The organism is Pseudoalteromonas sp. SG41-5 (assembly GCF_014164495.1).
Taxonomy (GTDB): Bacteria; Pseudomonadota; Gammaproteobacteria; order Enterobacterales; family Alteromonadaceae; genus Pseudoalteromonas; species Pseudoalteromonas rhizosphaerae.
Window position 1 is genome coordinate 15,354 of sequence record NZ_JACJFH010000009.1, and the last position, 25,038, is coordinate 40,391.

17 protein-coding genes are annotated in these 25,038 nt (G+C 41.9%); 10 read left to right on the forward strand and 7 right to left on the reverse strand.

From position 1 onward, the window contains the following. Positions 1-46 precede the first annotated feature (46 nt). Positions 47-856, forward strand: coding sequence for a DUF2797 domain-containing protein (locus H5232_RS04035; protein WP_149983115.1), 810 nt, complete (start codon positions 47-49; stop codon positions 854-856). Here H5232_RS04035 and H5232_RS04040 read toward each other — a convergent pair. Then, positions 835-3,351: an EAL domain-containing protein gene (locus H5232_RS04040; protein WP_182784591.1), complete on the reverse strand. Its 2,517-nt coding sequence runs from the start codon at positions 3,349-3,351 to the stop codon at positions 835-837. The two genes, H5232_RS04035 and H5232_RS04040, sit on opposite strands and share 22 nt — an antisense overlap. Positions 3,352-3,430: 79 nt before the next feature. Between H5232_RS04040 and H5232_RS04045 the strand changes: the two genes are divergently transcribed. The 9 genes from H5232_RS04045 to H5232_RS04085 all read left to right on the forward strand — a co-directional run bounded on the left by H5232_RS04045 (position 3,431) and on the right by H5232_RS04085 (position 19,300). After that, complete coding sequence (locus H5232_RS04045; protein WP_182717213.1) at positions 3,431-3,727, forward strand: DUF4144 family protein; 297 nt, start codon at positions 3,431-3,433, stop codon at positions 3,725-3,727. 254 nt (positions 3,728-3,981) lie between these two features. Further along, the gene (hemB, locus tag H5232_RS04050) at positions 3,982-4,959 is read left to right on the forward strand and encodes a porphobilinogen synthase (RefSeq protein ID WP_182717214.1); all 978 of its coding nucleotides are present in this window, start codon (positions 3,982-3,984) and stop codon (positions 4,957-4,959) included. Positions 4,960-5,215: 256 nt separating this feature from the next. Further along, a complete protein-coding gene (locus H5232_RS04055) occupies positions 5,216-8,935 on the forward strand; it encodes a DUF4132 domain-containing protein (RefSeq protein WP_182830577.1) in 3,720 nt (1,239 codons plus the stop codon). Between the two features lie 81 nt (positions 8,936-9,016). Continuing rightward, complete coding sequence (locus H5232_RS04060; protein ID WP_182830578.1) at positions 9,017-12,745, forward strand: DUF4132 domain-containing protein; 3,729 nt, start codon at positions 9,017-9,019, stop codon at positions 12,743-12,745. Positions 12,746-12,829: 84 nt separating this feature from the next. Beyond that, positions 12,830-13,885, forward strand: coding sequence for an AAA family ATPase (locus H5232_RS04065; protein ID WP_182830579.1), 1,056 nt, complete (start codon positions 12,830-12,832; stop codon positions 13,883-13,885). Then, entirely contained in the window at positions 13,873-16,104 is a 2,232-nt protein-coding gene (locus H5232_RS04070) for a DUF5682 family protein (RefSeq protein WP_182830580.1), read from the forward strand. The genes H5232_RS04065 and H5232_RS04070 overlap by 13 nt, the downstream gene beginning before the upstream one ends. Beyond that, complete coding sequence (locus tag H5232_RS04075; protein ID WP_182717219.1) at positions 16,089-17,198, forward strand: VWA domain-containing protein; 1,110 nt, start codon at positions 16,089-16,091, stop codon at positions 17,196-17,198. Before H5232_RS04070 ends, H5232_RS04075 begins: the two co-directional genes overlap by 16 nt. A 22-nt stretch (positions 17,199-17,220) precedes the next feature. Next, positions 17,221-19,026: a hypothetical protein gene (locus tag H5232_RS04080; RefSeq protein ID WP_182717220.1), complete on the forward strand. Its 1,806-nt coding sequence runs from the start codon at positions 17,221-17,223 to the stop codon at positions 19,024-19,026. Positions 19,027-19,147: 121 nt separating this feature from the next. Then, the gene (locus H5232_RS04085) at positions 19,148-19,300 is read left to right on the forward strand and encodes a hypothetical protein (RefSeq protein ID WP_179959234.1); all 153 of its coding nucleotides are present in this window, start codon (positions 19,148-19,150) and stop codon (positions 19,298-19,300) included. A gap of 65 nt (positions 19,301-19,365) precedes the next feature. On the opposite strand, the gene H5232_RS04090 is transcribed toward H5232_RS04085, so the two are convergent. The 6 genes from H5232_RS04090 to H5232_RS04115 all read right to left on the reverse strand — a co-directional run bounded on the left by H5232_RS04090 (position 19,366) and on the right by H5232_RS04115 (position 25,028). Then, entirely contained in the window at positions 19,366-20,442 is a 1,077-nt protein-coding gene (locus H5232_RS04090; RefSeq protein ID WP_182784600.1) for a DKNYY domain-containing protein, read from the reverse strand. A gap of 78 nt (positions 20,443-20,520) precedes the next feature. Further along, entirely contained in the window at positions 20,521-21,444 is a 924-nt protein-coding gene (locus tag H5232_RS04095) for a histone deacetylase family protein (RefSeq protein WP_182784602.1), read from the reverse strand. Positions 21,445-21,516: 72 nt separating this feature from the next. After that, positions 21,517-23,061, reverse strand: a complete 1,545-nt coding sequence (locus H5232_RS04100; RefSeq protein WP_182784604.1) for a serine hydrolase — start codon at positions 23,059-23,061, stop codon at positions 21,517-21,519. 29 nt (positions 23,062-23,090) lie between these two features. Further along, on the reverse strand, positions 23,091-23,585 hold the full coding sequence (locus H5232_RS04105; protein ID WP_145234768.1) for a gamma-glutamylcyclotransferase family protein: 495 nt from the start codon (positions 23,583-23,585) through the stop codon (positions 23,091-23,093). A gap of 34 nt (positions 23,586-23,619) precedes the next feature. Beyond that, positions 23,620-24,243, reverse strand: coding sequence for a LysE family transporter (locus H5232_RS04110; RefSeq protein WP_182739846.1), 624 nt, complete (start codon positions 24,241-24,243; stop codon positions 23,620-23,622). A 2-nt stretch (positions 24,244-24,245) separates the two neighbouring features. Next, a complete protein-coding gene (locus tag H5232_RS04115) occupies positions 24,246-25,028 on the reverse strand; it encodes a hypothetical protein (protein WP_182784606.1) in 783 nt (260 codons plus the stop codon). Between the last annotated feature and the right edge of the window lie 10 nt (positions 25,029-25,038).

The following is a 25,038-nucleotide window of genomic DNA, read 5'->3' on the forward strand; positions in this document are numbered from 1 at the left end:
GGATTACTGATAGAATCCTCTTTTTCACATCTTTAGGGGCGTAAAGATGCAAGGCACTATCAAAAAATTAAAATCATCGCTAACACAACCGATTCAGTATCATTTGCCTGTGGGTGATGAGTTGGTCGATCTTAATGCCTATATTGGCAAGCAACTTACACTGACTTTTAATGGCGCTATTGTATGTTCTAGCTGCGGTAAAAAAACCAAAAAAAGTTACTCGCAAGGTCATTGTTTTGTATGTATGCGTAAGCTTGCTAGCTGCGATATGTGCATTATGAAACCTGAAACATGTCACTTTGACCAAGGTACTTGTCGTGAGCCACAGTGGGGCGAAGAAAACTGTATGATCCCACATTATGTCTATCTTGCGAACACGTCAGGGCTGAAAGTGGGGATCACCCGTCATACACAAATTCCAACCCGCTGGATTGATCAAGGTGCAACGCAAGCACTGCCAATATTCAAAGTACAAACGCGCTTACAATCAGGATTAGTTGAAGTTGCCTTAGCACAATTTATTGCCGATAAAACCAATTGGCGTAATATGCTCAAAGGACAAAGCGATGTCCTTGATTTAAAAGCTGCTGCGGCAGAACTTATTCCACAAATTGCCGATAAACTAAATGAACTTGCAGAGCTCTTTGGTGCTACAGCGATAGAACAACTTGATGAAGAAGTGGTTGAATTAGAGTTTCCAGTTACTACCTACCCAACCAAAATCAGTTCATTTAATTTTGATAAAGAACCGGTCGTCAGTGGTATTTTAAACGGTATTAAAGGCCAGTACTTGATCTTTGATACTGGCGTTATCAACATTCGTAAATTTACTTCTTACGATATCACCGTAGGTTGATTTTGCAGCTGATAAAATTCAAACCATTGCCGCTGCGTTAACGGGCGGCAATAGTAATAGCCTTGGATCACATCGCAGCCTAAATCCAATAAGTAACTATACTGGGCAAGCTTTTCAACCCCTTCAGCGATAACTTGTAAATTAAGACTATTCGCCATTGCCACTATCGCGGCAACAATCTCACTATTACCGTATTCATCGGGTACTTTAGCAATAAAGCTGGCATCTATCTTTAATGTATCTATGGGTAATTTTGTAAGGTAACTCAGTGCCGAATAGCCGGTACCAAAGTCATCTAGCGCAATCTGTATGCCCATTTTTTTAAGTTGCCACAACTCTCTTTTCGCCTGACTAAACGAGCTAATAAAACTACTTTCAGTTAACTCTATTTCAAGACAATTTCCCGATAAATTATAGCGCTGGAGCATTTTTTCAACGTTACTTGATAAACTTCCCTGACTAAGATGGCAAGCTGAGATATTAATTGCCAACCGACCAGCCGTTATTCCTTGTTGTTGCCATAATGCCAATTGCATGCCTGCATTATTGAGCACCCAGAGATCCAGCTTTACAATTAGACCGAGTTCTTCCGCCAATGGAATAAACTGTGCAGGCGATATTATGCCAAGCGCGGGATCTTGCCAACGTAAGAGTGCTTCAACACCTTTGATAGCTTTACTTCTTAAACACTGTTTAGGCTGAAAATATAGTTCAAATTCATCATTTTCGAGCGCATATTGAAACCGGCTCATCATCGCCAAGCGCTCTAAAGAGCGTGCATTCATCGATGCTTTAAATAACTGAAATGAGTTTCTACCCACTTCTTTAGAGCGATACATGGCAATATCAGCATGTTTTAGTAAAGTTTCACTATCGAGACCATCATCAGGATAGACCGCTGCACCGATTGATGCTGTCGCGCCTACCTCAAGCCCTTCGAGCTGAAAAGGAGTGTTTAAGTTATTTAAAATTTGATCGGCTAAACTAATCACAGCGCTAATGTCTTCAATCTCGCACAGCACCACAAATTCGTCGCCACCTAAACGTGCTAAAGTATCACCTTCACATAATACGTTTTGCAGCCGTATTGCCACCATTTTTAATAACTCATCCCCAGCGCTATGCCCTAAGCTATCATTGATTTCCTTAAACCGATCTAGGTCAATAAACATCACTGCTAACATGTCATTATTACGATGTGCAGCAGCTAATGCCATAGTTAACCTGTCATTAAATAAGCGCCTATTAGGCAAGCCAGTTAGCTCATCAAAATAAGCTAACTGAACGATTTTGTCTTCTGCAGTTTTACGTTCAGTGATATCGCTAAAAATCGCCGCATACACTAGCTCATCATCATTTGGCTCGCGGATAGCAATAATAGTTAGCCATTCAACATACAAATCACCATTTTTTTTACGATTGCATATTTCCCCTTGCCACACACCAGTTTGGGTAATGGATTGCCACATTTTTACGTAGAAATTTTTACCGTGCTTTCCGGAGCTTAGAATTCTAGGGTGTTTGCCGACCACTTCATATTCTTGATAGCCAGTAAGGGCGGTAAAAGCAGGATTAACTTGCATGATCACACCATCTTGTTGGGTGATCATAATGCCATCAAGTGACGCATCAATTATTTTATTCGCGAGATACAAATTACGCTGTGAATGCTGAAGATCCATATCACGTTGTTCAAGTACTTTTTCAAGATCACTGCAATAAGCGCTTTCTATTTCATTAACAAGATGCTCAATGGCGAGCACCCCTTTAATCTCCAAATCGTCACTGACCACTAAATGGCGTACATTGTTAGTAGACATTAACCGATATGCATCGAATAAACTGCTTTTTGAGCTTACCCGATACAAGGGCCGACTTGCAAAACTCCAACATGACGCATTACTATCGGGTTCGACGATCAAATGCAGTAAATCTCGCTGGGTGATAATGCCATGTTCGTCTTGCTGCTGGTTATACACTAAAATAACTTGGGCGGTTCGCTCGCGCATCATTTCAACGCCTTCACTGAGCGTCAAATAACTAGGTACCACTAACACATCTTTATGATATTGCTCTTTGATTGGTCTAAATTGTAAATAGTGATCAAGCCCTTGATTACGTACAATATCACTAATACTAATAACGCCGCATGGTAGCTCATCATCATCCACAACTAATAAATGACGAACACTGTGTTGATAAAAAATAAGCGCGGCATCACACAGTAATTGCTGACAGGAGATTTTCAATACCGGGCTACTCATTACGCTTTGAATTTCAATATGTTTAAGGTTGCTGTCAGTAAAATCTAGTTTAATGCAATCTGCTTCAGTCCAAATACCAACGATTTCTTGCCGTTTTTTTATAAAAATTGCACTTATATTATGAACCTGCATCAACCGTACAGCATCAACTAAAGAGGTATCGGTGGAACAACATACTAATTTCCTTGAAAAGATATCTGATACCTGTTGAGGGTGGCGAGTTTGTTTCATAATATTCGTCCTTAGTATAATACGAACTATAATTATATTATTATATTGCTCGCGCTATTTGATACAGGACAATAAATACATGCATACTTACTTCCCTTACTTGATATGTAGTGACAACGAGCTAGAAATTATTAATGAACAACGGGATTTAAATGACTATCTACACAGTTTAACCGCTGAACAACAGCAACACTGTGTGATATTGAATAAACAAGGCGAATATTTTGATTTAGCATTTAACCTTGCAACACCGCTGACTAACATAGAGTTAGCTCGCAGAGTAACGCAGCACTTAGCACAAGAAGGACACTGCTGCTTAACTAAAATAACCAGCCTAACAGCTTCCCAAGCATTTGATCTATTAGGAATAAAATAGCACGTTTAGTTGCATCAGCCGTTTTATCCATGAGTTTAGTCGCCTGTGGTGGCAGCGATAACAATAAAGAACAGCAAACCCCACCAGCGACTTCTACACCGGTAACCTAGTAATTACAGTTTATTTATTACAAATAAAGAAAAAGCTTACTATCATGAACACGCCTTTAATATTGATTTAACGCATATCGTTTACAGTGATAAAAATGATATTATAAACATCTCGTTATACTCAGCTCAGTAAGGCATATAGCAATGAGTACACCTAATTTATCAAGACGCATGCGCAGGCTTCGCCACAGTGACGCAATGCGACAGTTAGTACGCGAATTTGATTTTAATATTGGCGATCTTATCCATCCTATTTTTATCGAAGAGTCGTTAACTGAAAGTCTAGAAATATCCACTATGCCTGGTATACAGCGCATTCCTGAACATGCATTAGCCCAAGAAATTACTGAACTGCATAGATTAGGAATTCAGTATGTTATGCCTTTTGGCATATCGCATCATAAAGACAGTGTTGGCAGTGATACATGGCACGATGATGGTTTACTGGCACGTATGATTAAAACAATCAAACAAACATGCCCCGAGATGATGGTAATACCCGACATTTGTTTTTGTGAATATACAGATCATGGACACTGTGGCGTTGTTGAAGATAATCAAGTTTGTAACGACGAAACTGTTGCTAATCTTGTAAAGCAGAGTGTGTGCGCAGCAAAAGCAGGTGCCGATATGCTAGCCCCATCTGCGATGATGGATGGTCAAGTTAAAGCTATTCGAGAAGGCCTTGATAATGCAGGGTTTGAACATGTTGCCATTTTAGCTCACGCCATTAAATTTGCTTCATCTTTCTATGGTCCATTTAGAGCTGCTGTTGATTGTGAATTAAGCGGTGATCGCAAAGGCTATCAAATGGATTACGCAAATATTCGTCAAGCGCTTCAAGAAGCCCTTCTTGATGAACAAGAAGGCGCTGATATTCTAATGGTGAAACCAGGCACGCCCTATCTTGATGTCCTTAGCAGCTTGAGAGAGAAAACAAACTTACCTTTAGCTGCCTACCAAGTTGGTGGTGAGTATGCCGCTATTAAATTTGCAGCTTTAGCAGGTGCCCTTGATGAAAAAAAAGTGGTATTTGAAACACTGACCGGCTTCAAACGTGCAGGCGCTGATTTAATAGTGAGTTATTATACAAAACAAGTTGCACAGTGGTTAAAAGAATAACCGTTGTCACTTTTTGGGCATGTAACATTTTAGAACACGCTAACCCTATATTGGCTTAGTTTAAACCTACGTAAATATCTTAACGTGTTACATGCGCAAAAATTAAAAAACAAAACTTGATCTCGTAAATCATAATTTGTCTTGTTTTATAGAGTGGGGATAAGTAATGTTTGCTGTGTTTTTACAAATATTGCTCATAGATAACCGATAAAAAGAGTCAATAATCACCACAACTTTGAATAATCAAGGAAGTACTATGTTCAAAAAATTTACTAGTAAGCTTTTCGGTGAAGATAAACAAATAACCATCAAAGATTTATTAATAGTTGCTTGCCAAGGCTATAACCATACGCAAACAGGCTTAGCCGCTAAGGTTGCTCATTACTTAGTAACAGGAGAAGGAGCTGATTGTCTTAACATATTAAATCAACTACCTAATTCGCGCCATTCGCAACTGCCAGGCCACTACTCGGTAAATAATAATGGCGAGTATGATAGACGCTCTTTAGTAGCCATGCAGCATGTTTTAAAGTCAGCTACAGGCCATCAAAACGACTTTTTACATCGTTTAGGTTTAGTAACAGAGGCGATTGCAAAGCATCACTATTTAAATCATATGGAGTCTAAACTAACAGGCTGGTTTGCCTTCTTACTGTTTTATTTTAACCAACACACTGATTTTGAATATGACACCAAGGCAACTCAATTCCCTAGTCGTGATGAACTGCTTACGCTGCTAGAAACGTATGACCAACCGCTGTGGTATATTGATGCCTATATTCTTGAGCGCTCCTATGCACAAAGAGGCTTTATCTATCCAGATCATTTGCTAGCTAATAGTGATTGGATAACGATTTGTTCAACACCTGAAAAATGCCAACAACTACAAAAAATCGACGCCAGCGGTCGTAATACGCTTTGCCAGTTTCTACTTAAGCAGCCGGTAATTCCAACTTCGTTATTACCGTTTTTAGCACAGCTTAGCGCTGATAAGTCCAGTCAGGTGCGTCTGTCAGCGAACAGTGTGATCCGTAAAATCGATGATGCACAATGCCTTGAGTTTTTCTCTGAACATTATGAAAAGGCTAATGCAAGCACACGAACTCACTGGATAAGCAGTGTGGTTGAGTGTAGTAATGCATTAACATTACTTGAAACATGGCAAGCCAGTGAAAAAACAGCATCAGTACACACTAAACTTACACTCGCCATTGAGCAATATCAGTTAAAGCAGCAAAGCGACAACTTTGATTGGCAGTTGCCTGCATACACAAACGTGAACTTTCACGGTGATTTCCCAGCGCATTGGGTTGAAGACTGTATGCAAAGCTTAGAAAAGCTAATTGCGCGTTCTGAACGATATATAAAAAACAGCAAGCCCGAAGCACCCGGCAGCTACTGGGCAAAGGCGATAGAGCGTGAAAAAGAAGAGCTTGCGATATATAAAACGATCACTAAAGATGATGTTGTTCAAGCTTTAAACGCTCTAGAACAAGGTCAAAAGCTTGGTAATGACATCTTTTATGACATTATCGATGAAGCTAAATTACTCAAACAGCCAAACATTGCAATAGCACATTTTTTTCAACTGCAGAAAATTGGCAGATGGCACATTAATAATCTGTTAAATGCAGCCAATACGAGCAAATTACTGCAAGAGAATCTTAGCGATGCTCGCCAATTACTGCCATTACTACAAGAGTTTAACTTTAGCGTTTGTGACTTAACGAACATACTTGTAAGTTCCCATGGTGAAGAGTTGGGTACTCGCCCATTGGCGTTAGAATCAATTGATGTGTGGCCCTTATTCGCCGAGTACCCAGAAACAATAGATTACGCACTTGATGGCCTATACACAAAGCTCATCCAGCAAGGAGATGACACAAAGCCAACGATTATCGATCGCCTCGACTCCAAGGATAACTATGATAACTATATGGTTATCAACCAGACACTGGCTTTATTAGCTGATTTTCCTAAACTTCCTCCCCATTGGTTACAACGCATCTATCAATTAGCGTTTGATAGTCGAAAATCAGTGCGCTTCACGGCACAAGCGACCGCACAAAAGCATGGCATCGTTGTTGAGCGAGTCAGCAAAAAATTACTATCAAGCGGCAATAATACTCGTAGTATTGCAGCAAAATGGCTGCAAACACTGGCGCTCAGTGATGCCCAACCAGCACTACAACAAGCAATTAGAAAAGAAAAAGATACCGCAATTCGTGCGCAAATGTTAGATGCCTTGCAGCAATGTGGCGGTGATATTAGTGAATTTACCTCACCAACTGCATTGGCTGAAGAAGCAGCTGCAGGGCTTCAAAAAGCAGTGCCTAAAAATATGCTTTGGCTGCAACGAGATAGGCTACCTAGCTGTAAATTTGTTAATGGTGAAGCAGTCGACACTGATATTATTTATTGGTGGTGTGTGCTCGCCGTTAAACTAAAACAGCCCGAAGGTAGTAACTTGCTACATTTGTATTTATCACTGCTTGATGATAATAGCCAAGCACAACTCGCTCACTGTTTATTATCAGCATTTATCACCCAAGATACACTTTGCCCTACCGAGCAACAAGCGCATGAATACGCCCAAGCTCATAAGCAGCAAGAGTTTGATATGTATCAACGTTGGGCTCAAAGTGAATGGGGGAAACAGTACAAAACGCATACTTTGGAAGATGCATATAATGCGTGTTACAAACAGAAAAAGTCAGAGCTATTAGGTAGTGCTATTAAAGAAAAAGGTTTGCTCGCCTTAATTATTGGCGGTAAACCGAATGAGCTTTTAGCCCTACTACAACCCTACATGAAGCAGTATTATGTACGTCGTGCGCAGATTGAAGCAATATTGAGTGCTATCGCCAATATTAATGATCCGATAATTATTCAATTTATGCTGTCGTTATCGCGACGTTACCGCACCAAATCAATACAAGAGTTAGCACGTCAGTTAGTTGATAAAATTGCCCAGCGAAACGGCTGGACGACCGATGAACTAGGCGATCGTACTATTCAAACTGCAGGCTTTGAAAACACACAAGGGCCAACACCTTTTAATTTAGGTCAGCGTACGCTGCAACTCCAGCTAAGCGATGATCTTAAATTTCAACTACTCAACGAAGAAGGCAAGGTGCTTAAGTCACTGCCGCAAGCGCGTAAAGATGATGACGATGCAGCCATCAGCGAAACTAAAAAATGGTTTAGCAGCTGTAAAAAAGAGCTAAAACAGGTAATAACGCAACAAACTAGTCGTCTATATGAGTCTATGGTTACTGAGCGTCATTGGCCTGCAAGCGACTGGCAAGAATATTTACATCAGCATCCTATCATGTTTCGTTTATTGCAACGTACGCTTTGGCAAGTACAGCTTGATGATGGTTGGCACAGTTTTCGCCCCACAGAAGATGGCGCACTCATTGATACAGAAGATGATGAAATTGAATTACCAGCCCAGGCCAGTATCCGCTTGCTAAGTGGTAATCAACTCAATAGTGAAGCAAGCCAAGCTTGGCAGGCCCACTTAAAAGATTACAAAATTAAACCGCTGTTTGAGCAACTCAAGTCGCTTGAAGTAAATATAACTGCAGAACAGTTAGCATTGGATCATCATAAAGGCTTGATGACTGATACCTTCACACTACGCAGCTTATTGACCAAAAAAGACTACAAGCAAGGCGACCCTGAAGACGCAGGATTTTTTGATCATTACTATAAACTGTTTGATCAATTAGGACTTAGAGTTCAATTTGACTTCAGTGGTAACTGTGTCCCCGAAGAGAATGTTTCTGCAGCTATTTATAGCATCACAGTATGGCAATTTAATCCAAAAGCACGTGGCTGGAACCGCTATGATGCATTACCGCTTACTCAAGTCCCTGCTAATCTGCTTAACGCTATCGCCTTGGATTACGAAGAGGTGGCGAAAAAGTGTCATGCAGATCCACTGTGGCAGCAAAAGCTACCGTTTAATTAGCCGCTATAACAGTAAATGCTGGCCACATTAACGATGGCCAGCGTTTAGAAATCAAGATGATCTATCTAGCAAGGACGTTTTATGCTTAATACGTTAAACACGCCTCCGAACACAGACATTGCTGAACTATTAACTCTTGCCTGTAAAGGCTATGAAATAGCAGAATCAGGTCTCGCTCATAACGTTACACATTACTTATTACATGGGGAAAATCCCCGTTGTTTAATTACTTTAGCACAGCTTCCCGATACAAAAAGTAAACAGGCACCTGGTTGCTATGACTGGGAAGCAGCAGAAGCGATGTGGCAAGTACTCATGTCTACTCAAAGCCAGCAACTGGACTTTTTGCATCGCTTAGGTTTAGTCGTTGCTTGTTTTAACGAGCCCTATTTTGATGCGTTTAGCCATGTACTTTCGAGCTTTGATAACTGGTTTGCCTATCTTCTAAACTTCCTGAACAGGCAATTTAAAACGCATACAGCGTCATCTGTAGAGCAATTACCCAATCGACACACACTGCTGGAATTATTAAAAATATATCAATTACCTAGCTGGTATATTGATGCTTTTATATTAGAGCGTAATAACAAGTATGTTCCAGCAGAGTATGCCCAATATTTACTCACACATACCAACTGGCTAAGTGTCAGCAACGAGCCTGATTTCGACCAACAGCTACAACAACTTCATAGCGAAGGTCGTTACATTTTCGGTTGTCAACTGACAAAGTACTGTGAACTACCCAACACCTTACTACCGCTAGTAATGACATTAGCGGATGATTCCACCAGCAAAGTACGACAAGCCGCGGCGCTTGCCTTCGCACGCCTTGATACAGCAATGTGGGTCAACTACCTTAAAGAACACTTTCATGATGCAAGCACCACCACCCAAGCCCATTGGATTACACTTATTAGCCGTTATAATGCGGCGCAGCCACTTTTAACCCAGTGGCTTAGTGAAACAAACAGCAAAGTATTGCAACAACAACTCACGCAGGCATTGCATGAATATCAGCTGATACAAAAAAGTCAGTATTTTGATTGGCCACTGCCAAGCCTCCCCCCCCTTTCTATCAGCCATGATTTTCCAGAGCGTTGGCTTGATGTTTGCCAGCAAGTGTTAAGCACTGAAATAGCCAAAGCGGAACAAGAAATTGCAACGGCGCAGCAAGCACTTTTGGATTATCCGCAAAATTGTCACCAAAGGCAGCAACGTTTGGCATCTGATCGTGACGACTTACAAGGGCTGCGCTCACTTACGCCAGAACAACTTGCCCAAGCGCTTGCGCAACTACAGCAACGCCAAATACAAACACAGCCCGGCTACGATATTATTTATAGGCTAGTTGATAATAAATACGCAGCCCAAATTATTGGCGAAGCTAAACTGATGAACCAAAGTGATGCTCAACTAGTGCACTTTTTCCTATTAGCTACTGGTTTATTTTATGGGCTTTCAACGGTACTCGAAGAGCCTCACCCTAGTAAATTGATCCAACGTGATATCAAAGATATACGCCAGTTACAGCCAGTACTGCACCCTTTTGGTATTAGCCCTAGCGATTTAACTAATTACATCCTTGATATTAGACATGAACCTAGTGGCAGCCTCCCGATAGCTTTAGAGTCATTTGAAATATGGCCGCTATTTGCGCACTATCCACAAACGATGACGCTAGCACTTGATGGCCAACTGAGCAGCGCAACATTTAGTTCAAGTACCGACTCATGGATCATTGAGTCACTTCTCAATGATCGTATCGATAGCACGCGCATTACTGAACAAGCCTTGGCTTTATTAGCTGATTTTCCAGCGATACCCCCCTATTGGCTCGAACGCATATATCAACTCGCCTTTGATAATCGCAAGCACGTACGCAAGTTAGCGCAATACGCCGTGCAGCAGCATGAATTGCTCATTGAAAAAATAACGACAGGTTTAGCATCAAGCAATAAAGAAACCCGCAGCCTCACTGCACAGTGGTTAACTCACCTGCAACACCCTGATGCGAAGCCCGCACTGCAAGACGCAATCACCACAGAAAAAGATACCACTACTCGTAACCAATTATTGGATGCGCTACAACAATGCGGCGGTGATATTAGCTATTTCATCACCCCCGCTATTTTAGCTGAAGAAGCAGCTACAGGGCTCAAAAAAGCAGCCCCTAAACATATGGCCTGGCTACAACAAGCGATGTTACCCACCTGCCACTTTCGTCATGGCGACCCTGTGGAGCCAAGCATTATCTATTGGTGGTGTGTGTTAGCCGTAAAGCTTAAACAACCCCAAGGGAGCAACCTATTAAGGTTATATTTATCACTCCTCGATGATGACAGTCAGGCTCGCCTAGGCCACTTTTTATTATCAGCTTTTATAAGTCAAGATACGCTTGCCCCTTCTGATCAACAGGCGCATGACTATGCGCAAGCGAATAAGCAACGCGAGTACAACAGGTACCAAGATTTAGCGCAATATGATTGGGGCCAAGAATACGCTACACGCACATTACTCGATGCTTACAATGCATGTTACAACTTATATAAATCTCAATTGCATGGCTCGGCTATTAAAGAAAAAGGCTTACTGGCATTAATCAATGGTGGTAATCCCCAAGCGTTGTTAGCACTGATCCAGCCGTATATGAAAAAACACTATCTGCGCCGTACACAAATAGAAGCGATGATCAGCGCCATCGCTCACATCAACAATACAGTGATTATCCAATTTATGCTGTCGATAGCCCGCCAACATCGTACCCAATCAATACAAGCGTTGGCGCGCGAGCTAGTTGGCCAAATTGCAAAGCGTAACAGCTGGACGACTGATGAATTGGCAGATCGCACCATCCAAACCGCGGGCTTAGAGCATATACAAGATCCAACACCGTTTAGCTTTGGCAATCGCGCTTTACAACTGCAACTGAGCGACTCACTTAAGCTGCAATTAATAAACGAAGAAGGCAAGGTGATTAAATCGCTGCCACAACCACGCAAAGAGGATAGCGAAGATCAGATCAACCAAACTAAAAAATGGTTTAGTGGTTGTAAAAAAGAGCTAAAACAAGTGATTGAACAACAACATGCCCGCCTATATGCAGCCATGATCACCGAGCGTCACTGGCCTTTAAATGAGTGGCATGAATATTTACACCAACATCCGGTGATGTTTCGCTTACTACAACGCACCTTATGGCAAGTACAACTTGATAATGATTGGCATACCTTTCGCCCGACTGAAGATGGTAGTTTAGTCGATGTAAATGATGAAGAGGTTACGCTACCATCGGGTGCAAATATTCGTTTGCTCAGTGCTAATCAGCTTGATAAAGCCGCCCTTAAAGCATGGCAACTACATTTAAAAGATTATAAGATAAAGCCACTTTTTGAGCAGCTCAAATCCGCTAATATTAGCGTCACACCTGAGCAAATATCATTGGAGCATCATTTGGGCCTTATGAGTGATGCTTTTACTCTGCGCGGTTTACTCACCAAACTCGATTATCAACGCGGTGAAACAGAAGATGGGGCGTTTTTTAATTACTACGAAAAATCATTTGAGCAGGCAGGGCTTCGCATTCAATTTGAGTTTAGTGGTAACTATTTACCAGAGGAAAATGAACCCGTTGCCATTTATAGCTGCAAAATATTGCAGCAAATTCAAGGTTCGCGCGCACGTAGTCGCTATCAAACCATACCACTTGCGCAAGCGCCCGCAAGCCTGCTTAACGCAATGGCTCTGGATTATCAAGCAATAGCTAAGAAATGCCATGCAGATCCTAATTGGCTATCAAAACTACCGTGGTAATAAAGTTATTTATACTTCGTTGTTTGCCCTGACTCCGGCAAAGAACGCTATATACAGTCAGTACTGTAGTAAAGGACGTACCTAATGAATAAACAGATTATTCGTGCTCGCGCCGAACAACGCTATCAAGTTGAATTAGAACAGCTCATTGCCACTGATAGTGGTGCTCGTCCGAGCGGCTGGCAGCTTTCAGCAAGTGCCGTAAAACGCTTTATTTGTGGCGATAAACAGCACAATATCAGCCGTAAATATTATGGTGATGATGCACTTGTTGAACGTGCGATTGTCAGCCTAATGGGCAACAATGGCCTGATGATGGTTGGCGAACCAGGTACAGCAAAATCAATGTTGTCAGAGCTACTCGCGGCGGCGATAAGTGGCACCAGCGAGTTATTGATCCAAGGTACTGCGGGGACGACTGAGGAGCAAGTTAAATATAGTTGGAACTTTGCCATGCTGCTAGCCAATGGCCCTAGCTTTGATGCGCTGTTAAAAAGCCCTATTTATGCTGCTATGGAGCAAGGTAAATTAGTGCGTATTGAAGAGATCACTCGCTGCCCGCAGGAAATCCAAGATGTGCTTATTTCCTTAATGTCGGAAAAAACACTCACAATCCCAGAGCTGGGGATCGCCATTCAAGCCAAGCCTGGATTTAATGTAATTGCCACCGCCAACTTACTCGACCGCGGCGTTAATGAGATGTCGAGCGCCCTTAAACGTCGCTTTAATTTTGAAACAGTGCCAGTACTTAATGATGTAAAACTAGAGCAAGAGCTTATTTTATCTCAGGTCAATGCCCGCTTTATTAACGAAGCACAGCAACCACAAATTAATGAAGAGTTAGTACAGTTATTAGTACAGGTATTTCATGACTTGCGTAACAACCTTGGTGCACAATCTTTAGATGCTACTTTATCAACTGCCGAAGCGGTCAATATTGTGCATTCTTGTGCCTTACATAGTCTCTATTGGCATCAACCCATGAGTGCTGAGCAGTTAGTACAACAGATGCACGGCACCTTGATTAAAGATAAACCCGATGACATTAAAAAATTAGCTCACTATCTTGATGCTGTTGTACGTGAACGCAAAGAGTGGCGTGCTTTTTTTGATGCAGGTAAAGCGTTGTGGATGAAATAACACCAGATAACAACGGCTTTAGCCAAGCATTAGCAAAGCTCAGCCAACAGTTTTTACAAGATGAAAAGATACGCTGGTTGCCAGTACGCCATCACAGCCCTGCTTGTGCGCATTTTGCTTTAGCTCAATTAAACGCTTGGCAACCAGATGTTGTATTGATTGAAGCACCGCACAGTTTTGGGCAACACCTTGGCCTATTGCAAAACAAACATGTGGTGCCACCGATTGCAGTTTATCAACAGCAAAGCTATTTTCCTTTCGCTGAAAATAGCCCTGAGTGGCAAGCACTGCGCTGGGCTGGCGACAACCACGTGCCAGTACAATTTATTGACTTAGACAGCACTGACGAGCAGCAAGAAGAACCACTTGATCGCTACAGCGATGCCCGTATTTTAAGCTCAAGCTATAGTCGTCAGCTACAACAAACCATGGGTTGCCGTGATGCCGATGAGCTTTGGCTGCGCTTATTTGAGCTACAAAATTTTGAAAGTGCGAATGATTTTTTTGAGCAAGTATTACTATTTTGTGCTGCTAGCCGCCTTTATTATGATCAAAAAAGTTTGCAGCAACTAGGCGATCTAGACCGCGAGAAACAAATGCGTGCCTGCATTCGCACAGCTAGTCATGATTATCAACGCATCGCGGTAATGACCGGCGGTTTCCATACCAGTGCACTGTTTGATTACGAGCAAGAATCAACTTCTATTCGTAAAAGTACTGAGGATAGTTTTGTGATCCGTTACAGCGATTCTTTACTTGATGCTCATCAAGGCTACCAAGCGGGAATGCCCTACCCTGCGTTTTGCCGTTGGCTGTTTGAACAACGTTCATTATCAGCCAGTGATTGGCTACTGTATTTATTAGCACAAATGCCTAAGTTAACGCTTATAGCTAAACAAAATGTTTTTGAGCACTTAAGTCAGCTCTGTCAGTTGCGGGGAATTGTGCGCGCTGGTTGCTATGATCTACTCGATTCTTTAGGAAGTTGCCAGTTTAAACAACAAAGTAGCTCGCGCGACTATCGACCTTGGCAGCAGCTGTTGCGTGGCGAAAACATGGGACAACTACCAGCAAATCAACGTAATTTGCCATTAGTCGACGATGTATTAGCCCATTGCAAACATGTACAGCTGACAATTGGTACAGTTAATCGTAGCCATTTTTCTTTATATGAATTAACCGAGCGGCAACGCCAGCGCCGCCAACTATTGAGCCAATTACTATTTTTAGACATCGGCTTTTGCCAATACGAACAAAGCATGCATGCCTTTTATAATATTCATACAGCCGCAAAGCATGAGAGCTGGCGCTACCATTGGACCCCTTCAGTAGAAGTGGCATTAATTGAATTAAGTACTTTAGGCGGCACTCTCAAAACAGTTGTACAGCATCGCTTGGCGCAACAAAGTGAAAGCGATTTGCCACAAATGCTTGATAAATTAATACTGTCACTTCAATTAGGCGTGCAATATCAATTTAACTCAGTTGCAATAACCCGTGAAATAAACGATTGCAGTACCATAAAAATACTATCAGATAGCTTCATTAAGTTATATCGCACCAGTAAGCACCCGCTTTTTAATGACTACCACCAGCAACTCAACGCATTAATTACACCGTTGTGGCGTCAATTAAGCTTTCACTTGCCCTCGTTAAATCAACTACCTGAAGATGAAGCGCAACAAGTACTGTTGTCATTACAAGCTATTGCACGCCAACAAATGGATGTACTTAAACAACCTTGGCGTGAGCGTTTACACTGGCTAATAGAACACAATGAACACACCCCTACCCTTTGGTTTGCGCTTAAAGCGTTGGCTGTAGACTTAGATGAGTTAGACCCTGCCTCTTTATTAAATGAACTACAACGCTATAGCGGCGACCGTTTCACTATTTTGCGCACACTGCTGACGGTTGTACCCCATTGGCTCAATCATCAAAACGGGCTATTGTCATTACTCAATCACAGTATTGAGCAACTCGATGATGAGCAGTTTGTTGAGCAGTTACCACAATTACGTGGGCTATTTTGCGATAAAGATGCACGGGAAATTGATGGTATTAGCCAGCAACTCGGTACACTTAATCAATGGCAACAGCAATTAAATTGGCTCAATGAAGATATCAGCGAGCATGATGTAAACCAAGCAATGTTATTAGATAAACAATTACAACAGCAACTGCTTGAACAAGGATTAAGTGCATGGACTACTCGCTAAAACAGCGCTGGCGTTTAGTATTAGGGCGCTATGCTGAATCACTCGATACCAGTTTATCAAGTGAGCAAAATCAACAAGACCAAGTCCTTGAGCAACTTTATCAACAGGGTTTAAAAGAGCGAGGTTTTCAAATATCGGGGGGCTTAGAAGCAAGCCAGCCATCGGTAGTACAGTGGCTCGATAACGCTGAAAAGCTGTTTCCTAAAAGTGTTAATGACACCTTGCAACATCAAGCATTAGAGCGCTTTAATCTTAAGCAGCTATTAGAAGAACCACGAGTACTACAAAATATTTCACCCTCTATGGGGTTGTTAAAGCAATTAATGAGTATTTCAGCGCATACCAACCCTAAATTACAGCAGCAAGTGCAACAAATCATTACAACTGTAGTAGAGGATTTGCTAAAGCAATTACGACCACTGTTTAATAACAAGCTCAATGGTAAGCTAAATCGCCAAGCGCACAGTCCACAAAAACGACTTGCTAACTTAGATTGGCAAACAAGTATTCGCAAGAACCTTAAACACTTTGATGGCAAACGCGTGCTATTTGAGCGCATTTACTTTCATGCTCGCCAGCAACCACAATTGCCTTGGCACGTTGTTTTATGTATCGACCAATCAGGCTCTATGTCCAGTTCTATGGTGTATTCAGCGGTGATCGCTGGTATTTTAAAACAACTCCCCTGTATAAAACTCTCGCTGGTGGTGTTTGATACACAAGTTGTTGATCTTTCCGAGCAAGCTGATGATCCCGTAAAAGTATTGCTCTCGACTCAACTTGGTGGTGGCACTTTAATTGCTAAAGCATGGCAATACTGTGAGCAGCTAATCGAGACTCCTTCGCGTACCATTATTGCTACCGTGTCTGATTTTTGTGAAGGTGGCCCTGAGCAAGCAATGTTTCAACAAGCTCAGCATCTTATTGATAGTGGGGTGACAATGTTAGGCATGACCGCATTGAGCCCAGAATCAATGCCTTTTTATGATACTAACGCAACAGCCAAACTTAGCCGTATGAAAATGCAGATTGCTTCATTAACGCCTGACCACTTTGCAAGTTGGCTAGCATCCACGATGGGATTACAAAAATGAGCAGCATGAGCATAAAACAATAATGGATATCAGTATTTTTGAAACCCTCGCCAGTGCGGGGTTAGTCCGCCGAGCACAAAAAGCGCTCGATAAATCCAGCCCACATATAAGTGGCGCTTCGCCAATTCAGTTTACATTCGAAGGCCAGCAAGGTGTACTGGATTTACATAATCCTAATAATAGCCAATGTGATTGCGCCGCAAATGGTATTTGTAAGCATATCATTGCAGCCAGCATATTTGCTTGGCAACAATCGCCAGTATCTGCAGCAACGATTGAAGAAAATGAAGTGCCGCAAATCGATACTAATACGTTATTAGCCAGTGCTGGCAAAGTAAAAATACGCCAGCTTTATCGTCAAGTTCAGCGTCGTTGGCAAGCTGACATCGTGCAACAAGGCGCGCAGGTTTGCATTACTATCAAGGAGCACACGCTCCATTTTACTAACGTAACCACAATTAATGATATTATCTGCAATGAAGATAGCCAAGCATACGCACTACTGGGCGTTTACTTGTGGCTTGAGCAACAAGGTGAAATGCTGCAATGGCCCGACTGGTTGCAACTAGAACAAGAGCACCAAAAAACACTATTAAACCAAACACAAACGCAGCTTAAGCAGGCATGCTACGCTGAACTCATTATGCTTGCAGGAGTACCCTTAGCGCAACTGCGCAGTGAATCACTGCTCACTATTGAATTACTGCAGATCCCGATGGAAAAGGCAGGCTTTAACATTGCACCACTAAAACGTTTATGCGGCACACTCGCACGCTATCTTAGTGGTGAACATCTGCGAGACAAACGCACTGTTTTGCTTGAACTAGCACACGTTTTGGTGATGCTTGAACGCCAAGAGCAAACACAAACGCAAGATGCTGAACATATTTGTCCTCCACAGCAGTTGTTATGTTTAGGCGGTTATCCGTGGCGTCGTAGCAGTGGCGCACATGGATTGACGTTGGTTTTACAAGACGAATACGGCCGCTTTATTACGCTTGCCGAAAGTCGCACAACAACCGAGCAAACACTTAACTATAGCCAAATCTGGCAAGCAAACCAATTACTTGAAGGTGCGCCTTCTGGCAGCAATTGGTTTGGGCAAACACAACGTATTTCAAACGCTCAGCTCAATGGCTGGCAGCGGCTTCGCCAACTTAAAAAGACCTATGTTGAACCAAGCGAACAATCACTAAATCCACAATTCATCGATGATATAACACTGATTGATTGGCAAAACGACTATGTATGTTTTGCGCCAAGTTATAGTCATCAACACACATTTGATGAAGCCACGCAATGTATGCGGCTTAGCTATCAAGATAAACAGCACAATACGATCTTTTTTAGCTTGCCTTATAGCGAGCTGGCACACCATGCGATCAATAATATGATGCTATTTAAGCAGCAATTGCCACAGCTCATTGTGGCTCGTATTGAGCGCGATAGCACGCAGTGGCAGTTACGTCCGATTACTGTAAAACTGGATCGTTGGATTAATCTCTATTTTGATGATTTAACCGACAACAAAACAACTAATATATTTAGCAACTGGCTTGCAAAACAATCTCCACAGCCGCAACTGTCATCGCCAAGACGAGATAAAGTACAGCAATTTTTGCTAAAAGTGCTCGATGAATTAGCGCAAAGCCATAGCATGCCTCAGCAATCACACAGTGAAATGGCGCAAAAATTAGGACTGCGCACGTTGAGCCATTTTTTAAGTAACTCTGGGCCAGAACATCGTTTAAAAGCAGCTTACTGCGCCGAGCAGCTACTACAGTTAAGCAGTCTTAAACCTGTAAAGTTTAATGAGCTGCAAAACTAAGTGCTGATTAAAGTTCAGCTATATTATGCATTTTTTTAGGGAGTATTATTGAGTATAACAGTAAGCACTTTCGCGCTGCCAAAACGGTACGCATGCTTGTAATTGGAGTCGGGAGATCCGCATGGGTTTTGCCCCTACACGATTAAAACTGAGTAATGGTGAGCAGATCATCGCTAACGGGGAGCTTAATTTTATCGATATAAACCAAGTTGATGCAACGCAAACAAACGTAGGCAAGTTACCCAAGAGTATGAATAAACTTCCTTCTGTTTAATCATTTTCAACAGCAAATTACCTCGTTCATCGCAACGCCCTAACAGGTCCTATATTTTTCTAAACTTAGCGCGTTGCAACAATCTCACCGCGAAAATAATAATGATATTTATCGTAAGCATCCGAATGAGTTTGTTCATCATATTGAGTGACTTTAAAGCTGTCAGCATCGACTTGTGTCATCGGCTTTGCCGACTTATATTGAGTTACGTAATAAACAGTCTCACCACTGCGATAGTAGTCGCGTTGAAAAATTTCAAAATTGCTGGGATCAGCCCCCATCAATACATGACTATCTTCACCATTTAAGTAAAAAATATGCTGATTATCGCTAGCAAAGTTCTCGTCTAATCGTGTAAAACTAGCGGTATCTACATCAATGTCAGTTAAGATGGCTATATTTGCGTAAAAGATATGTTGCTGGTCTTTACCGTAACTATCATCGATAGGTTTAAATGACTGCGCATCTATTTCAGGCACTGGCTCATCGTTATGGTAAATGACTTGTCGGCCTTTCCTTCCAGAGATATTCCAAAAGCTATAAGAATAGGCCTTATAACTTTTAGGATCAGCTCCTGCAACAATACGCTCGCCTTTAACCACTTGCGAATCATTAATCCAATAAAGATCAGTACCAATAATCTTAGCCTTTAGATTATCAGAGTTAACACCGCTAATAGCGTTACCACAATAGTAAAGGTGCTGTTTATCTTTGGCGTATAATGCAGCGTCATAGGTATTCAAATTGGCTAAACTGTAAGTAGTAAAGCTTTCAGCGTCAGCGTTTTCTATTAACTTAGCATTAAAGTAAACACGCTGTTCGACCACACAGTAGCCACCATTGGCAATACCTCGAAGCAGATTACTGATCATACCCGTATAGCCAAATATCACAAAGAAAAACCCAATAACAACAGCACTTATCAGCGCCATTTTATAACTATCAATACCAAAATAACTGCCGCCAAATAAACCAATAAGCAAAAATAATGGTACTGGAAAACTTAATATGAGTATGGCAGAGAACACTTTTTGCTTATTATTCATCGCGCCAGGGGCACCAAACATCATCGGCGACATCATCATCATGCTTCCCCAAAAGCACAGTGCCAACGTGACTAAGATATTAATTACTACAGACATTATCTTCCTTGTTTAATTAGTGGTATTGGTATCATACAACAACCAATATTTTTACTTAATTGTAGAATGAATATAAAGCTACTCTTCTGCTTGTGTAAACACTCTAATATGCTCTACGGCGCTGCGCCCTAGCGCTGATAAATTATACCCGCCTTCTAAATAAGAGATAATCCCTCTACAGCCAGTACTTTTTACCATGTCACACAGCTGTTGTGTCAACCAAGCATAATCGGCCTCAACAAATTTGAGACTTGCCATATCATCTTCAAAATGCGCATCAAATCCTGCGCTAATAAACAATAACTCTGGCTTAAACTCTGTTAATTTAGGTAACCACTGTTGGTTATACAACGTTTTTAAATCATTGCCATCGCTAGCTATGGGCAACGGTGAATTAACCAATGTATCGTTATTTTCAACGGCGGTATTAGGGTAAAAAGGATGCTGAAATAATGAGCAAAGCAACACATTATCATCATCGATAAAAATGTCTTGCGTGCCATTACCGTGGTGAACATCAAAATCGACAATCGCAATGCGCTTAATCCCTTTACTTTGCGCGTACTTCACCGAAATTGCTAAGTTATTAAACACACAAAAGCCGGCAGAGGTTGTACGGTTTGCATGATGACCCGGTGGCCGTACGGAGCAAAATGCGGCATCGAGGTTATCCGCTAATATTTCATCGACGGCTAATAGCCCTGCCCCTACCGCCCGCTCAATTGCCAAAAATGACTCTGGGCATAACCAAGTGTCGCCATCAAGTGATACTAAACCTTGTTCCGGGAGGGTGTTTTCCACCAGCGATACAAGGGCCTCATCATGGGCTAATAAGTAATGCTCACGTAATGCTTTAGGCGCTTGCTTTTGCTGCACGGCAATATCCAAGCCACTGGCCAAAAGACGATCGGTAATAGCATCTAAGCGCTCAGGACACTCTGGATGATCCGCGATCATTTTGTGTTTACGGCAAAAAGGATGAGAAATAATCGCAGTACGCATAAATGCTCCAAATGAGTTAACGACTGTAACTATAACAAAGCCACCCTTTGGTGGCTTTGCGACTTTGGTTTACTATTTAGCTTGCAAATGAAGATTTCTAAAATCAAAACTGAAATCAGTCACCGCTGTTGATACTGCACGCATTGTCGCTTCATTCACACGATTGTTAGTGCTCATATCAAAGCTAATATACGCATCAGCTTCGAGTAGCTTTTCATCCCACTTGACGATAAATGTGTTGCCCGTGTAATGCTCAAGCTGCCCTTTTAAACGTTTAGTATGCGTGAAATCAATACGTAGCTTACCGTCCAGCTCTTCAATAATAACATCACCATACCAATCATCATGCAAAGTGCCGGTGTAGCTAATATTTGGTAACTGTGGTTGATAGTCTGCAGGAGCGTCCGGCTTAGCATTAGCATACGCTTTTTGCTTACCTTCAAAATGCTTTTTAGCCAACTCTGCTACCCAGTCTTTATCTTCAAGTTCAAGGGCGTCTTCAAGCACTTCATGAGTAATAGCAGAGAGCGCACCGAATGCTTGCTGATTAGATAAAATAACAATCCCGAGGTTTTTCTCAGGCAATAACGTCACCTGCGATACCATTCCTAAAATACCACCACCATGGCCTAATTTTTTAATACCGTGGTAGTCTTCAATGCTCCAACCTAAACCATAACCTCTAAATTGCTGATGATAAGCCTCATAAGCGCTTTTTGACGCCAGTGAGGTAATATGTGGATGCCACATTTGCTCTTGTTGTTTTTCACTAAACAACTGCTCGCCATTTGGCATTTTACCATGGGCTAATTGTGTACGTAGCCATTGGCTCATATCATTCACACTGGATGCAATCGCGCCGGCACCACGAAAATCCTCTAAGTAATTAACGAAAAATGGATGTAATTGACCATCCATAGGAATATGACCCGTTGCCCAGTTATTATTACTTTTTGGAATACGCGAAAAACCAGCGCGTGAGTTATCCATGTGCAAAGGCTGGAGAATATTCTTTTCAATATAATCATTCCAGCTCATACCTGAGACCCGCGCGACTACCTCGCCAGCGGTCACAAACATCAAGTTGTTATAAGCGTATGTGCTGCGAAAGCTACTAGCTGGTTTTAAATATTTAAGGCCTGCGAGAATTTCTTCGATTGATTTATCGGTGTCAGGCCAAATCATTAAATCCCCTTGGCCTAACCCTAAACCACTACGGTGACTTAATAAATCACGGATCGTCATTTCGCGGGTTACATAAGGGTCGTATAAACGAAATTCAGGAAGGTGATCAATTACCTTGTCATCCCAACTAAGCTTTTCTTCATCAACTAATTTTGCCAATGCCGCAACCGTAAATGCTTTAGTATTTGATGCAATACCAAATAAGGTGTCTTTATTCACCTTGCTACCAGTATCTAAGTTACTAACACCAAAGCCTTTAGCAAAAATAACCTTATCGTTTTCAACAATCGCCACGGCCATACCCGGCACATCAAAGCGCGCCATTGAATTTTCAATCACTTGATTGATGTGCTTGGTATCAATATCGGCATAGCTATTAAATGCACAGCCTGCTAATAAGGTGGCCGCAATCGCTAGTTTAGTTAATTTCATAACAATCCTTGGAGTTATCATTTTAGTTTTTATTTTTGATGTACAGCAAACTCAATGGCTGCACGCGCACTGTCACTATCTTGGCAGGTTGGCCGAGACTTTATGGCATCACTGTACGCATTTGGCACACCAGCTTCAAGCGCACCGCGATGAACGTGCTGCATATACCAATCGTAAGGCAGTATCTGCGCATCAGTGGTGTTGGCAATATAACAATGCGCCGCTACTTGTTGCCCATCAAGTAATGTTACTTGAATATCCACGCAGTCATAACGGGGCCCTTCGATGGCGTCTAAAATCGTTTTTTCTGCGTCATTGAGTTGATATACCACGCCATATACTTGCGCGTTCTTATCATTTGATGGGCGTACATTGCCTTTTCCTGAGCCATCAGTACTTACCATATCAAAGGTTAACTCGTAACCGGCTAGTATTGCCGTACCAATACGAGTAGCGTTTGGTAAACGCGCCAACAAACGACTCGACGACATATTTGAACCAAACGAAAAATTATATACAGCCATATTCACCTACTACAGATTTCTGTTAAAACAATACTTACACTACAATTCTTATTGCTAGAGCGATCAAAATCACGCCAATACCACGGTCAAACCAATAGCCACTTTTTTGAAAAAAACCGCGAACACTAGGCTTTGATAGCACCAAGGATAGAAACGAAAACCACGCCCACGTTGCCAATGCCATATACAGCCCATAACCTGCTTGCACAATTAATGGCGTTGACTGGCTGATCACTAAAGTAAACAACGACATAAAAAATAACGTGGCTTTTGGGTTTAACGCATTGGTTAAAAAGCCGCGACGAAATGCAATCCAACTGGATTCAACACCTTGAGATTGAAGAACAGTTTCTTGCTGCGCTGGCGCCGGTCTAGCACTTCTAAGCGCTTGCACACCAATGTAGGCCAAGTATGCACCCGCTAAATATTTTAATGCCATAAATACGTTTGGCGATTGCGTTAATAAAACCGCAACCCCGAGTAAGCAATAACTAACATGTAATAAAATAGCCAGGCCTACCCCAAAGCTGGTCCACAATGCATTACGACGCCCCTGCTGAACACTTTGTTTAAGCACAATGGCAAAATCTGGGCCAGGGCTTGCTACAGCAAAAAAGTGTGCCAGTGCAATCAATAAAAACTCATCTAAATAAGCCACGATTACCCCGCTTTTTTATCATCAAGCGCTAACAACAACGGACTAGCAGTACTATTAACTAAGGCTTTTATTTCTTTTTGCGCCTTTTTGAATTGGCTGCGTAAGTGCGGCTTTAAATGCTTTTTAGAATCTTTATAGCCTTTAAAGTGGCAAATAAGGGCATGCATAAATAAGGTTTGCGGTTCACTAAGTGCAGCTTGCCTGTTCGCATAGGGGTTGTAACACGAGCCACAGCCCCCTTTAAACTGATACACCGTATTGCTCATCATTACCCCAAAACCTAAAAAACATGCCACGGCATCGGCGGCTTGTGGTAAAAACTCTTTACCGCCTGGTGGTAACACGCCCACATGGTGGATCATAATTGTCGCTAAAGTACCGGCAAAGCTGGCCACTAAATCTTGTGGCTGATTAATTTGATTTGGATTAAATGACACATTAACCGTATGGCTTGGCGGCACAATTAATTGGCTATTATCACCACGTAACTGATTACTAAAAGCAAAATGAGGAAATACTTGCGGCTGCAATTGCTGTGGAGCCACCAGCGTAATTGGCCAAGCTTGCAGCCCCGCATAGCCAACCACTCGCTCAAACACTTTACTGGCCATTTCTTCAATGCTTGAAACCGCATCGGGAAAGCATTGGTGGTTTGGCAAAACTAATTGCGAGTTATTAATGAAATAATCGCTGTCAAAATTTTCCACCGCCCACACAAAAGTATCAATCAGCCATTGCTGCTCTTGTTCATCTAATAAAGGTTTGCTTTTAAATAACGCTAACATAGTTTGCTCT